The organism is Kitasatospora sp. NPDC015121 (assembly GCF_055562955.1).
This window is the reverse complement of sequence record NZ_JBVHEH010000026.1, coordinates 1-13,865: the sequence shown is the minus strand read 5'-3', so window position 1 is coordinate 13,865 and position 13,865 is coordinate 1. Positions and strand designations below refer to the sequence as shown.

Sequence of the window (13,865 nt, the reverse complement as noted above, 5' to 3'; positions counted from 1 at the left end):
AATCATGGTCGACACACGACTTCCGGTCACGGTGCTGTCAGGTTTCCTGGGCGCCGGGAAGACGACGCTACTCAACGAGATCCTGCGCAATCGGGAGGGCCGTCGGGTTGCGGTGATCGTCAACGACATGAGCGAAATCAACATCGACAGTGCAGAAGTCGAGCGTGAGATCTCGCTCAGTCGCTCCGAGGAGAAACTGGTCGAGATGACCAACGGCTGCATCTGCTGCACTCTGCGAGAGGATCTTCTTTCCGAGATCAGCGCCCTGGCCGCTGCTGGCCGATTCGACTACCTTCTCATCGAATCTTCGGGCATCTCCGAACCGCTGCCCGTCGCGGAGACGTTCACCTTCATCGATACCGACGGCCACGCTCTGGCCGACGTCGCCCGACTCGACACCATGGTCACCGTGGTCGACGGCAACAGTTTTCTGCGCGACTACACGGCTGGAGGTCGCGTCGAAGCCGATGCTCCGGAAGATGAACGAGACATCGCGGATCTACTTGTCGACCAGATCGAGTTTGCCGACGTCATCCTGGTGAGCAAGGCCGATCTGATCTCGCACCAGCACCTGGTCGAATTGACCGCGGTCCTGCGATCTTTGAACGCAACCGCTGCGATTGTTCCGATGATGCTCGGTCGCATCCCACTCGACACGATTCTCGACACAGGTTTGTTCTCGCTCGAGAAAGCCGCACAGGCCCCCGGTTGGTTACAAGAACTACAAGGTGAACACACTCCCGAAACCGAAGAGTACGGAATCAGTTCGGTGGTGTACCGCGAGCGCGCACCCTTCCACCCCCAACGTCTGCATGACTTCCTCAGCAGCGAGTGGACCAACGGAAAGTTACTCCGGGCCAAGGGCTACTACTGGAATGCCGGCCGGTTCACCGAGATCGGGAGTATTTCCCAGGCCGGTCATCTCATTCGCCACGGATACGTCGGCCGTTGGTGGAAGTTTCTACCCCGTGACGAGTGGCCGGCCGACGATTACCGCCGCGACGGAATCCTCGACAAGTGGGAAGAACCTGTCGGAGACTGCCGACAGGAACTCGTCTTCATCGGCCAAGCCATCGACCCGTCTCTACTGCACCGAGAACTCGACGCGTGTCTACTCACCACAGCCGAGATCGAACTCGGGCCAGACGTGTGGACCACCTGGAGCGACCCCCTGGGTGCCGGGTATACCGACCAGACCGTTTGATATTGTTCCGGTTTGCCGTAAGTTGTGCGCAATGGGGGTATCACGCAACCGAACTCGGGCGCTGTTGATCGTCGCGGCAATCGCAGCCGGGACCGTTGCTGCGGCGACGCCGGCGGCGGCAACCTGGACAGCCGCGCCGATGTGCGGCGATTGGCAGGTCGAGACCGTAGCGCGGGGGTTGGAGCAGCTCGAGAACCTCGAGCCCGATGACAACGGCGGGTTCTACCTCTCCGGCAAGTCGAAGGTCTATCACGTCGACGCCGCAGGACAGGTACGAACAGTCCTCGACGGCATGGGTGCCCCTGGCGGTTTGCAACTCGACGGTTCGAGGCTGTCCTTCCTCACCAGACAGGACGGCAAGCTGTGGCACCTGGACACCACGACGGATCAGCTGTCCGCACCCGTCGATTTCGCGGGCAACGGCCTGCTCCGCCTACCCGACGGCGATCTACTGACCACGTGGGTCGGAACAGAAGGCGGCCAGTCGAAGGGCGTGTCGCGCTATCTGAACGACTCCGGAGCCGTCGTACCCAATTGGTCGACAGTGCCGCGTTCGGAGGGACTCGCGCTCAGTCCGGATCATCGAGCCGTGTACACCGATGACCTGTTCACCGGTCAGATCATTCGAGTGCCCTTGGATTCCCCTGACACGTGGACCGTTGCAACGACGGTCCCGAGCCTGATCCCCGGCCTCGACGATCTGACAATGTCGCAGGATGGAATGCTCTATGCCGCAGCTCACGTCGAAGGCTCTATCTATCGCGTAAACCCTGAAACCGGCGCGTCCTGCGTCGTCGCTTCGGGTCTTTCGAATGGGTGGACCGGGCCGAGTTCAGTGCGTATAGGACAGGACGGCGACGGCTCGGCGCTCTACGTCACCGGCTTCGACGGGACGCTGCGTCGCCTGGTACCTCCGCCGGGCGTCGAACTCGCACCCGTCCGCTGACGCCGATCCCTTCGGCACGAGATTCCCCGACCTGGCGATATTTAAAATCACGCTGATTTGAAGGCATGCCCGCAGCGCAACGGCCGCTTGTCCGGAAACTGTCAACAGTTCTACACGGAGAAATGGCTACCCTTAGGTTTACGCTGCACGCATGTTTTCTTCCGTCGCAGCGAAGATCCGCCTGGTGGTGGCACTGCTCCTCACTGCCCTCCTGGCGCTGACTCTGTCATCGTGCTCGAGTGGCTCGGATTCGTCGGCAGCCCCCACAGACCTGTGTGCACCTCCTGGAGTGGGAGCCGCAACCGCGGCACCCACCAATCTGGACGCGGCAGCGGGTGCGGGCGCCGAAGACCGCTACACCACGGCCACCGTCACCCCGGTCGATCAGATCGACACCTCGAAGCTGAACTTGATCAAACCCGGGGTCATCACGGTCGGCACGCTCGGTGACGCGCCCCCGAGCATCTGCGTCAACTCCGAGAATCAGTACACCGGATACGACAACGAACTGCTGAAGGCAGTCGCGGACAAGCTGGGCCTGAAGGTCGAGTTCGTCGGCACCGAGTTCGCCGGTCTCCTCGCCCAGGTTGCCGGCCGACGCTTCGACGTCGGCTCGTCGTCCATCACCACCACCGACGACCGTCGCAACACCGTCGGCTTCACCAACGGCTACGACTTCGGATACTTCTCCCTCGTCGTACCCAACGGCAGCGCCATCACCGGCTTCGGTGACCTGGATGCCTCCAAGCGCATCGGCGTCGTGCAGGGAACCGTGCAGGACGACTACGTCGTGAACACGCTCAAGCTCGATCCCGTGAAGTTTCCCGACTACGCCACGGCGTACGCGAACCTCAAGTCCGGACAGATCGACGCCTGGGTAGCTCCGTCTCAGCAGGCCGAAGGCGCCATCGCTCCCGGCGATCCGACCTCGATCATCCAGAACACCTTCTCGGTCAACAACTTCGTCGGCTGGGCGGTGAACAAGGAAAACCAGCCGCTGATCGACGCCCTCAACTCCGGCCTCGACGCAGTCATCGACGACGGAACCTGGTCTCAGCTGTACTCCGATTGGGTACCGCGCCAACTCCCTGAAGGCTGGAAGCCCGGATCCAAGGCAGCGGCCACTCCGGAACTGCCCGACTTCGCAGCCATCGCGGCAGAAAACGCAGCAAACGGCGACGGTGGAGATACCGCGTCGTACCAGCCGAAGTCGACGCTCGAACAGCTCAAGGACACGTTCTTCGACTGGGATCTGTACAAGAAGGCATTCCCCGATCTCCTCAAGACCGGTCTTCCTAACACACTTATCCTTGCGCTCGCGTCGGGCATCATCGGCACGATCCTCGGCATGCTGCTCGCTGTCGCCGGTATCTCACGCACCCGTTGGCTGCGCTGGCCGGCCCGCGTCTACACCGATATCTTCCGCGGACTGCCCGCAGTCGTCATCATCTTGATCATCGGGCTCGGCGTCGGCCCGATCGTCAAGGGAATCACCGGCAGCAATCCGTACTGGCTCGGTGTCGCGGCGCTGTCACTGCTCGCGTCGGCGTACATCGGTGAGATCTTCAGATCCGGTATCCAGAGCGTCGAGCCCGGGCAGCTCGAGGCTTCCCGTGCCCTCGGCTTCAGCTACCGCAAGTCCATGTCGCTGGTCGTCATCCCGCAGGGTGTACGACGCGTTCTTCCGGCATTGATGAACCAGTTCATCTCGCTGATCAAGGACTCGTCGCTGATCTACTTCCTCGGTCTCCTCGTCACCCAGCGGGAACTCTTTGCCGTCGGACGTGATCTCAACGCCCAGACCGGCAGCCTGTCCCCGCTCGTTGCGGCAGGCCTGTTCTACCTTGCTCTGACCATCCCGCTGACGCACCTCGTCAACTACATCGACAACCGACTCCGGACCGGACGCGCCGACACTTCAGGCACGTTGGATCCGCTCGAGCAGGCCATCGTCGTGGAAAGGGGCTGAGGACATGACAACCAGCTCTGAACTGAAGTCCGTATCGCTCACCGGCAAGGACCTGCATCTGTCCTTCGGTACCAACAAGGTGCTTCGCGGCGTCAACCTGCACGTCGACGCCGGAAACACCGTCACCGTCATCGGACCCTCCGGTTCGGGCAAGTCGACGCTCCTGCGCGTGCTGAACCGTCTGCACGAGCCCGAGCAGGGTGACGTGCTGCTCGACGGGAAGTCCGTCCTGAAGGACAACCCCGACGAGCTACGCCAGCGAATCGGCATGGTGTTCCAGCACTTCAACCTGTTCCCGCACAAGACCGTCGCCGAGAACATCGCGCTCGGGCCGAACAAGCTCAAGGGTTTGTCCAAGGAGCAAGCTCGGGCTCTCGCGCTCGAGCAGCTCGACCTGGTGGGGCTCAGGGAGAAGGCGGACTCGCGGCCTGGCAACCTTTCGGGAGGTCAGCAGCAGCGCGTCGCCATTGCCCGCGCCTTGGCGATGAAGCCTGAGGTCATGTTCTTCGACGAGGCGACGTCGGCTCTGGACCCCGAACTGGTCAAGGGTGTTCTGGCATTGATGGCCGATCTCGCGAAGTCCGGCATGACCATGGTCGTCGTAACGCACGAAATGGGTTTCGCGCGTTCCGTTTCCGACAAGGTGCTGTTCATGGATCGTGGCGCCGTAGTCGAAACCGGTACTCCGGAACAGCTTTTCGACGATCCAGAAACAGATCGACTGCAAGCGTTCCTGTCACAGGTCCTCTGACTCGGGGGCGCTTGCAGGAGATCGACGGGCGTTGATCCTGGACGCCTGAAGCATCAGATGATCACGTTCGGCGAGGTTGGACGCCTTGTGCGCTGCATCGGCATACAACCTCGCCGCCGTCTCCAGGTCTCCGTCGCGTTCGCGGAGATAGGCCTCGACTGCGGCATGGCGTGGAAGTGAATCGTCCAGCGCTGCAAGAGCTGCCAAGCCGGCGCGTGGTCCGTCCGCTTCGCCGACGGCCACCGCTCGGTTGAGCCGGACGATCGGGCTGTCGGTCAAGGCCGCGAGTTCGTCGTACCACTCCACGATCTGCACCCAATCGGTCTGGTCTGCTGCGAGAGCGTCGGCATGGAGTGCAGCGATGGCGGCCTGGGCCTGGAACTCACCGAGCCGGTCGCGGGCGAGAGCTGCCTGGAGGATCACGACTCCTTCGGCAATCGAATCGGTGTCCCACCGGCTGCGATCCTGCTCGGCTAGCGGAACCAGACTGCCGTCCGCGGCAGTTCGCGCGACTCGGCGAGCGTGATGGAGCAGCATCAGTGCGAGCAACCCTGCGACTTCGGGGTGATCGATCGTGGCCGCCAACTGCCGGGTGAGCCGGATGGCCTCGGCAGCGAGGTCGACGTCACCGGAGTACCCCTCGTTGAAGACCAGATAGAGGACACGCAGGACGGTGGCGACATCGCCGGGTTGCTCGAACCGGACGCCGGAGACCGTGCGCTTGGCTCGGCTGATGCGCTGAGCCATCGTCGCCTCAGGCACCAGGTAGGCCTGCGCAATCTGGCGCGTGGTGAGCCCGCCGACAGCGCGCAGCGTGAGTGCCACGGCGGACGACGGCGTCAACGACGGGTGCGCGCACAGAAAGTAAAGCTGGAGTGTGTCGTCCACGCCCGGCACCGACCCGCTGACCGGCCGCTCGCCTGGCTGCTCGTCAGCCAGGTACTCCCGCTTACGGCGAGCCACATCCGACCGGATCCCGTCGAGGAACCGCCGCCAGGCCACTGTGACCAGCCAGCCCTTCGGGTCCCGCGGCGGGTTGTCCGGCCAGACCCTGACCGCCTCGAGCAGAGCGTCCTGCACGGCGTCCTCGGCCGACGCGAAATCTGCTCCGCGGCGGACGAGGATGCCGAGCACGCTCGGAGTCAGACTCCGAAGCAGGGCGTCGTCCATGAGAGTTGTCAGTCCGTGATGGTCGGCGGCTCGGTCAGGAACGGGCGCAGTTCGAGCCATTCGTGAATCGGCTTCCCGCCTGCGCCGGGCGCGGCCGAAAGCTCCCCGGCCAATTCGACGGCACGGTCGTAGCTGTCGACGTCGATCACCATCCAGCCGGCAACGAGGTCCTTGGTTTCCGCGAACGGGCCATCGGTGACCGGGGGCGACCCTCACCGTCGTACCGGACAAAGGTGCCCTCAGGAGCGAGAGCCTGACCGTCGACGAACTCGCCCGCCTTCTCGAGCCGATCCGCGAAGTCCTGCATGTACTTCACGTGAGCCGTGATCTCGTCCGGTGTCCACTGGTCCATCGGCACGTCGTTGACTGCAGCCGGAGCGCCGCGGTAGTGCTTGAGCAGCAAGTACTTGGCCATCGTGAATCTCCTCTGTGTCGGTGCCACCCATTCTGGTCGCACTTCACTACAGGGACGAAGCAAGTCGGAGATTCTCGACATCGGCCGGCTATTCTCGACATCGCGGGGCTTCGGGCCCTAAATCCACCCCTGCCGGCGGGCGATCACCGCAGCTTCGTGCCGATTCGCAGCACCGAGTTTGGTGACAGCTGACGACAAATAGTTTCGGGTGGTACCCGCAGAGAGGTGTGCCCGGGAAGCGATCTGCTCGATGGATGCTCCGTCGGCCGCGTACTCGAGTACGTCCGCTTCGCGCGGAGTAAGCGGTGAGTCGCCGGCGCCGATTGCCTCGGCAGCCAACGACGGGTCGACGTACCTCCCGCCCGCGTGGACGCTGCGAACCACCTCGGCGAGCGTCGCCGCAGGCGTCGTCTTCGGCAGAAATCCGCGGACGCCGGCTGACAGTGCCTTCTTCAGGTATCCGGGACGCCCGTGGCTCGTCACGATGATCGAGGCGCACCCCGAGACCGTCTGCGCAATCTGTTGCGCCGTCTCTATACCGTCGATACCTGCCATTTGAAGGTCGAGCACGGCTACGTCAGGTTGATGCTTTGCAGCAGCGATCACGGCATCCTCGCCGGATTCGGCTTCTGCGACGACAACGATGTCGTCCTCGAGCGACAACATCATTGCCAGCGCCGAGCGGATCAGGTTCTCGTCGTCGGCCAGCAGTACCTTGATCGGCTCGGTCACCGAGACTCCTTCGTTCGGGACGGAAAGTGGGCGGTGAGGGTGAAGCGATCTTCGTCCTGCACGGTTTCGACAGTTCCTCCGACGGCGCCGACGCGCTCGCGCAATCCGTTCAGGCCGGTTCCGTTGTTCGGCTCTGCGATACGTGCGCCGTCGTTGGCGATCACGACGCCATCCGCCAACACTTCGATGCTGCAATTCTCGGCACTGGAGTGCCGGAGAATGTTGGTCACGCCTTCACGGACGACCCAGGCAGCGGCTTCGGCCAGTTCCACCGGTAGTTGATCTGCCGATCCACGTATCGCAGTGGAGATTCCGGCGGCCTCGAGCAGCGACTGCGCACCGGCCAGCTCGGACGCCAAGGCGATGGACCGGTATCCCCGAACCAACTCGCGCGCTTCGTCGAGTGAATCTTGCGCAAGTTCGCGCACTTCGTCCATCTGCGCGGCGGCACGATCGTCGCCGCGTCGTGAAAGCGTGGCTGCAAGTTCACTTTTCACCGCAATTGCAGACAGTGCCCGCCCGACGACGTCATGGAGATCGCGAGAAAATCGCAACCGCTCCTCGGCGACGGACAGAGCGGCGGCGGCTCCGCGCGCCTCGTCCAATTCGGTGACCATCCGCAGCAGCCACACCGACATGTAGACGGTCAGCCCCATGAAGCCGGCAACGATTCCGACGGACACGCCGCTTTCCGGACCCGCAAGCAGTCCCAATACAACCCCGGCGGCCACCGAGCCCACGATCAGCCAGCGCAACGACGTCAACCCCGCAAGCGGCACGACGAGAATTGCCGCCAGCCAGAAGTACGGGCCGTTCTCGCCGTTGCTTCCCAAGGCAATTCCCGCCGAGCAGAACGCCGACAACGTCATCACGGCAAGAGGAATCTGAACGGGCTTGGCCACGACTCCGCCCAGATCAGGCATCCGAGACACGGCGACGACGCACGCACCTGCACTGATTCCGAGGAAGACACCCGACAGATACCGATCGGCAATGATCTCGGTGACCGCACCGAAGCCACCGAAAACCACTGCGACCATGATGAACGACTGACGCGTGTAGAGGCGAACCTTGTCGACGTTCGACGCGGTTCGCCATGTCCGTCTCGGATTCCAGCGTCCGAAGTTCTGCGCGATCATGCCCACTACCTTCTCAGAGTTCTACGAACGCGGTTCCCAGCGGAAGTGGACGTTCGCAATCAGAACCGAACCGACGATCCACGCCAGCATGACCAACAGCGGTTGCCCAGCCGAACCGAAGGTGTCGACAAATCCGGCCGCAGCACCGGGCGCATCGCCCAGATCGGCCAGTTCGCCAGTGGTTCTCCCCAGCCATCCGAGATTGAGAAGGTCGACTACCGCGGCCAGCGGAGTGAAATCGAGAATGCGAGCAACGTTGTCCGGCACGACGTTCCTGATCGAAGACATACCTGCCGTCGCCAGAATCAGAATCGGCATGCAGGTGATCTGCGCTGCCTCCGCGTTCCGAGTGACAGCCGAAGTGATCAACGCCAGCGCGGTGAAGAGCGCAGCGCCGCCGATCACCGCGACCAGCACCAGCACCGGATTGACCGGAGCACTGCCGCCGAGAACCATCACGGCGATTCCGATGACCACCGTCAACAGGCCGGTGAGAACCCACGACGGCACCGCCGGGCCCGCAAGGATCTCGGCGTCGCTGCATTCCCCGGTGCGTAGTCTCTTGAGAACCAACTCGTCACGACGCGTCGCGTACACCGACAGGAGGTTGTAGAAGACCACGAACACGAGAAGGAAGAGTGCAAACACCTCGAGGCCTGCCGACACCGACTTGTCCGACAGCCCGCCATCTCGCGACAGATACAGCATTCCCACGGGAAAGATCAACGGGAGGACGATTGCGTTGAAGAGCAACAGTCGATTTCGTCCCAGGAGCGTGAACTCCGAACGAGACAGGGTTGCTATGCGGTTCATGCCGGCGCTCCTTCGAGAGTTGCGTGATGATCGAATTGGTCTGCAATGGAGAGGAATACGGTCTCCAGGGAAGCCGCGCGGGCATCCAAGCCGGTCAGCAGGATGTTGTTGTGCTGCGCCCACAGCAGCAGTTCCGTCAGGGTCTCCTGGACTGTACGAGTCGTGATGACCACAAGATCGTTTTCGACGCGAACCTCGGCGCCGGCCAGGGCGGGGAGCGGAAGACCTGGACGGTGCAGTTTGATCTGAGCGGGATGATCCGCGACGACGTCCGCCACGGTTCCGCTGCGCACCACCGATCCACGGTGCATGATCGCCAATTGGTCACACAAGGACTCGGCTTCGTCCAGGTAGTGCGTCGTCAACATGATGGTGACGCCCGACGCTTTCAAATCAGCGATCAATTGCCAAGTGTTACGACGACTTTCGGGGTCCAAACCAGTAGTCGGTTCGTCGAGAAACAGGACGAGTGGCCGGCCGATGATCGCGCACGCCAGATCCAGTCGCCGCGCTTCACCGCCCGAGAGGAACTTCACGCGGGTCTCCCCACGGTCACGCATGTCCACACGCTCGAGCACCTCGTCGACGGGAAGCGGATTCGAACACGTTCCGGCCCACATCGCCAAACTCTCACGAGCAGTCAAGTCTTGGGGAAGTCCACCCTTCTGGAGCATGATGCCCAGCGATGGGCGGATCTGCTTGCGGTTACGCACCGGATCCATCCCCAATACGCGCACCGTACCGGCGCTGGCTCGTGAAAGGCCCTGAATCACTTCGAGAGTGGACGTCTTTCCGGCACCGTTCGTTCCGAGGAGGCCGAACAACTCGCCTTCCTGAACACTCAGATCAAGATTGCGGACGGCATCGAACGCATCCTTGCCGGAGCCGTAGCGCCGCGACATTCCGACTACGTCAATCACAGGATCGCCCTTCATCGCTGCGCCTCCTCTCGGTTCCAGCTGCGCAGTCCGATCGCGAATCGAATGCCCGCGTAGACAGCGAGAGCGGCAACAAGAATCCAGGACACCGGATTGGAGCCGATGATCGCGAACACCCCTCCGATGATCGCGATGTTCACCACGATCACAACAAGTTCGCGGCCCATCGTGGGTGCGGGTCCGATGTCCATCAGGTCCGTCAGGAGGCTTCCCTCATGTGGTTCTCTCATGCTTCAAGCCTCGCGGGAAGTCGGGGCCGAAAACAGTGCGCAGCATCATCACCTGCGGTGACACCGTCATGGATCGGCGATGACAAATGTCATGCGACGTCCCCGCGGGGACGCGTCGTACATTGCAGGTAAGGGTCGCCTCGTTGTTTTGCCGTTCATTTTTACGTTCCTTTACCCTTGCTTAGAGCTTCTACGGTTCCCGAAGTCCGTACATCGAATCTCGGGAGTTCACGGTGGCTATCAAGCCTTTGGCCTTGTTTGTCAAACACGACGGCGTGTCTGCACGCGCGTCGATCACCTGCCAGTACAAGTGCGGAAATGCGTGCTCTCACGAGGTCCCCAACACCTCGGGCGGCGAGTACTTTCGCGACATCGCACGCACTGCACTGACTCGTCGAGGCATGCTCCGGGGCAGTGGCATGGCAGTGCTCGCGGTGGGAGCGGGCAGCGCCCTCGTCGCCTGTTCGGACGAATCTGCAAGTGCGGAACCGGGAACCGGATCCGCGAGCGGCAGCAGCGGCGGGTCGACACCAGCAGGGACGAACTTTGGTGCCGTCGCGCCCAACAAGGAAGACAAGGTCACCGTCCCTGACGGATACGATCAGGCCGTCGTTATCCGTTGGGGTGACGCCGTTCTCGCCGGAGCCCCGGCCTTCGACTTCGACAAGCAAACTGCTGCTGCACAGGAACTGCAGTTCGGATTCAACAACGACTTCGCCGGATTGCTCCCGGTCGACGGGGAGCCCAACACCTACCTGCTCGTGGTCAATCACGAATACTCCACCGAGCCGGCGATGTTCCGCGGCTACGATGCGGAGCACCCGACCGAGGAGCAGTTCAAGATCGGCCTGGCCAGCCACGGACTGTCGGTCGTCCAGGTCAAGGGCGAATCCGACAACGGCAAGCTGGTACCGGAGATCGGATCGAACAACCGCCGCATCACCGGAACCACGGAGTTTGTCGTGACCGGCCCCGCTGCAGGTAGCGACTTCCTCAAGACGAGTGCCGATCCCACGGGAACCAAAGTGCTCGGCACCCTCAACAATTGCGCCGGCGGTGTCACACCCTGGGGCACAGTGCTTTCCGGCGAAGAGAACTTCAACCAGTACTTCGCGAACGCCGAGGGTGTCACCGATCCCACGGTCGCAGCACGGCTGAAGCGCTACGGTCTGGCCGGCGCCGCTTCCGAGCGCAAGTGGGAACGCTTCGACAAGCGGTTCGATCTGGTCGCAGAACCCAACGAGGTCAACCGATTCGGATACGTCGTCGAGATCGATCCGTGGGATCCGTCGTCGACTCCGATCAAGCACACAGCGCTCGGACGGTTCAAGCACGAAGCCGCCACCATTTACACCACGTCGGACGGAACCGTCGTGGCCTACAGCGGCGACGACGAGCGCTTCGACTACATGTACAAGTTCGTCTCGAGTCGAAAGATGCAGGACGGCAAGAGTCAGGCAGCCATGCGCCACAACATGACTCTGCTCGACGCCGGAACGCTGTACGTTGCAAAGCTCAGCGGAAACTCCGCCGGCGAGATCGACGGCAGCGGCAAGCTCCCGTCGGACGGCACGTTCGACGGAACCGGCGAATGGGTCGCCATCCTGCGCACCGGCGAAGACGGCAAGGGCGAATCGCTGGTCGACGGCATGAGCGCCGAAGAGGTCGCTGTCTTCACCCGTCAGGCCGGTGACAAGGTCGGGGCAACGAAGATGGATCGTCCCGAAGACTTCGAAGCAAACCCGAAGAGCGGCAAGGTTTACGTCGCACTGACCAACAACACCAAGCGCGGAGTCGACGGTGGCGCCGCGGCCGACGAAGCGAACCCGAGGAACAACAACAAGAACGGCCAGGTCCTCGAAATCACCGACGAGCACGCCGGCACCACCTTCGGCTGGAATCTTCTTCTCGTCTGCGGAGATCCGGCCACAGCCGATACTTACTTCGGTGGTTTCGACAAGAGCAAGGTCAGTCCCATCTCGTGCCCGGACAACCTTGCCTTCGACCCGCACGGAAACCTGTGGATCTCCACCGACGGCAACGCACTCAAGTCCAACGACGGACTGTTCAGCGTTGTCCTCGAAGGCGAAAACCGCGGTGAGACAAAGCAGTTCCTCACCGTTCCCGTCGGCGCCGAAACCTGCGGCCCCATCGTGGACGAAAAGCGCGTCATCGTCTGCGTCCAGCACCCCGGCGAGACCGACGACGCCAGCATCGAAAGCCCCGCATCCCACTGGCCCGACGGTGGCTCCTCCCAGCCCCGCCCGTCTGTAGTTGCGGCCTGGAAGAAGGACGGATCTCGGCTCGGCTCGTAACACCGCACGAAAACGACTGTGGGGCAGATCGCATACTCTGCGATCTGCCCCACGTCGTTACCTCAGATTCTCACGAGAATCAGTTGTCACCATCCTCGCGACGCTTACGCGTCAGGAGAACAACACCCGTTCCCAGCGCCAGCAGCAGAACCAATCCACCTGCTGCGAGCAACGTGGTATTCACGCCACTCTCACCAGCGCCACCACCGGAGTTGATCGTTCCGCCCTGAGGAGCAGACGTCTGCGGCTTCGGCTGACCCGGCTGACCCGGGTTTGCTGTCGGCGGCTTCGGCTGTCCCGGAACCGTGCTCGGAACCGGCTGACCCGGAACCGTCGGCGGTACGACGATCGGAGGCACAACGACGATCGGGGGAATGATGATCGTCGGTGTAACCGGCACCGTCGTGTTCGGAACCGTCGTGGTCGGCGGAACTGTCGTGACCGGCGTCGTGGTCGTCGGCGGCGTAGTTGTCGTCACGCCACACGGATCCACTATCTCTTCCGCGACAACTTCTTCTGTCGTGGTCTCCTCTGTGGTGGTCTCCTCCGTAGTGGTGGATTCCTCCGTACCGGTCACATCGGCGTCTCCGGCAGTGATCGCGCTAGCCGTCGTGGTCGCAGCCGTTGTGGACGGAACCATCCGCGTGGTCGTCGTCGGAGGAACACAGGGCTCCGTCGTGACCGGAGGCACCGTGGTGGTGGTCTCCGGCGGGTCCACCGGGTGTTCGGTGCAGAGAGCATCGCCCGGAACACAGTCCACCGGCGGGTTCTCGCCACCAACCACCAGGTAGTTGTTCAGGACTCCCGGAGTGAATCCGGGACCCGACAACGTTCCGATCTCAGGATTGACCTTGACGGTGTACGTCACCGTCGCGCTCTCACCCTTGGCCAGCTTTCCGGTGACCGTGAAGACGTTGTCGACGACACCCGAAACAACCAGCGTGGAAGTGGTTGCCGGATTCTTCGTCATTACTGCATCGTCGAGAACATCGGTCAGATCGTCGTAGAAGCTGATCTCACCATCCGCGGTACCCACATTCTTGAACGTGAGCGTGTACGTGATCTCCTGACCGGCAACCACACGGTTCGTGGTGGACGGATCGGAGGACTTCAGTACCTCGATTGCGGGAGTGCCGTCTACCGGGTGTTCGGTCGTCACCGGCGGAGGAGTGATCTCCGGACCGGTCGGCGGCTTCGCAGTACCGGTGACCTTGTTGTTGATCAACGTGCCGCCGGCAACACC

At 62.5% G+C, this 13,865-nt stretch carries 12 protein-coding genes and 1 pseudogene; 5 read left to right on the top strand and 8 right to left on the bottom strand.

Translation table 11 applies throughout. From position 1 onward, the window contains the following. The first annotated feature begins 4 nt into the window (after positions 1-4). The 4 genes from ACZ3J7_RS31310 (at position 5) to ACZ3J7_RS31295 (ending at position 4,870) form a co-directional block, all read left to right on the top strand. Complete coding sequence (locus ACZ3J7_RS31310; RefSeq protein WP_298775660.1) at positions 5-1,204, top strand: GTP-binding protein; 1,200 nt, start codon at positions 5-7, stop codon at positions 1,202-1,204. A 31-nt stretch (positions 1,205-1,235) separates the two neighbouring features. Further along, positions 1,236-2,150, top strand: a complete 915-nt coding sequence (locus ACZ3J7_RS31305) for an SMP-30/gluconolactonase/LRE family protein (RefSeq protein WP_298775662.1) — start codon at positions 1,236-1,238, stop codon at positions 2,148-2,150. A gap of 151 nt (positions 2,151-2,301) precedes the next feature. After that, positions 2,302-4,119 (top strand): ABC transporter substrate-binding protein/permease, encoded by a 1,818-nt coding sequence (locus ACZ3J7_RS31300; protein ID WP_298775664.1) that lies wholly within the window; start codon positions 2,302-2,304, stop codon positions 4,117-4,119. Between the two features lie 4 nt (positions 4,120-4,123). Beyond that, positions 4,124-4,870 (top strand): amino acid ABC transporter ATP-binding protein, encoded by a 747-nt coding sequence (locus ACZ3J7_RS31295; protein ID WP_003946070.1) that lies wholly within the window; start codon positions 4,124-4,126, stop codon positions 4,868-4,870. Here the strand turns inward: ACZ3J7_RS31295 and ACZ3J7_RS31290 are convergent. The 7 genes and pseudogenes from ACZ3J7_RS31290 to ACZ3J7_RS31260 form a co-directional block, all read right to left on the bottom strand. Further along, complete coding sequence (locus ACZ3J7_RS31290; RefSeq protein ID WP_298775672.1) at positions 4,856-6,040, bottom strand: RNA polymerase sigma factor; 1,185 nt, start codon at positions 6,038-6,040, stop codon at positions 4,856-4,858. The two genes, ACZ3J7_RS31295 and ACZ3J7_RS31290, sit on opposite strands and share 15 nt — an antisense overlap. 8 nt (positions 6,041-6,048) lie before the next feature. Beyond that, positions 6,049-6,455 (bottom strand): annotated as a pseudogene (locus ACZ3J7_RS31285) (YciI family protein). 117 nt (positions 6,456-6,572) lie between these two features. Beyond that, positions 6,573-7,187, bottom strand: a complete 615-nt coding sequence (locus tag ACZ3J7_RS31280; RefSeq protein ID WP_095973581.1) for a response regulator transcription factor — start codon at positions 7,185-7,187, stop codon at positions 6,573-6,575. Beyond that, positions 7,184-8,326 carry a sensor histidine kinase gene (locus ACZ3J7_RS31275; protein WP_166813411.1) on the bottom strand — a complete coding sequence of 381 codons (1,143 nt, stop codon included), beginning with the start codon at positions 8,324-8,326 and terminating at the stop codon, positions 7,184-7,186. Before ACZ3J7_RS31275 ends, ACZ3J7_RS31280 begins: the two co-directional genes overlap by 4 nt. Positions 8,327-8,347: 21 nt before the next feature. Next, entirely contained in the window at positions 8,348-9,139 is a 792-nt protein-coding gene (locus tag ACZ3J7_RS31270) for an ABC transporter permease (protein WP_095973582.1), read from the bottom strand. Then, positions 9,136-10,074 (bottom strand): ABC transporter ATP-binding protein, encoded by a 939-nt coding sequence (locus ACZ3J7_RS31265; protein ID WP_166813415.1) that lies wholly within the window; start codon positions 10,072-10,074, stop codon positions 9,136-9,138. Before ACZ3J7_RS31265 ends, ACZ3J7_RS31270 begins: the two co-directional genes overlap by 4 nt. Further along, positions 10,071-10,268 carry a hypothetical protein gene (locus ACZ3J7_RS31260; RefSeq protein ID WP_095973588.1) on the bottom strand — a complete coding sequence of 66 codons (198 nt, stop codon included), beginning with the start codon at positions 10,266-10,268 and terminating at the stop codon, positions 10,071-10,073. The genes ACZ3J7_RS31265 and ACZ3J7_RS31260 overlap by 4 nt, the downstream gene beginning before the upstream one ends. A gap of 272 nt (positions 10,269-10,540) precedes the next feature. Between ACZ3J7_RS31260 and ACZ3J7_RS31255 the strand changes: the two genes are divergently transcribed. Next, positions 10,541-12,622 (top strand): PhoX family protein, encoded by a 2,082-nt coding sequence (locus tag ACZ3J7_RS31255; RefSeq protein WP_298775669.1) that lies wholly within the window; start codon positions 10,541-10,543, stop codon positions 12,620-12,622. A 79-nt stretch (positions 12,623-12,701) separates the two neighbouring features. Here ACZ3J7_RS31255 and ACZ3J7_RS31250 read toward each other — a convergent pair. After that, on the bottom strand, positions 12,702-13,865 hold a 1,164-nt coding region (locus ACZ3J7_RS31250), incomplete at its 5' end, for a DUF7927 domain-containing protein (RefSeq protein WP_465626767.1).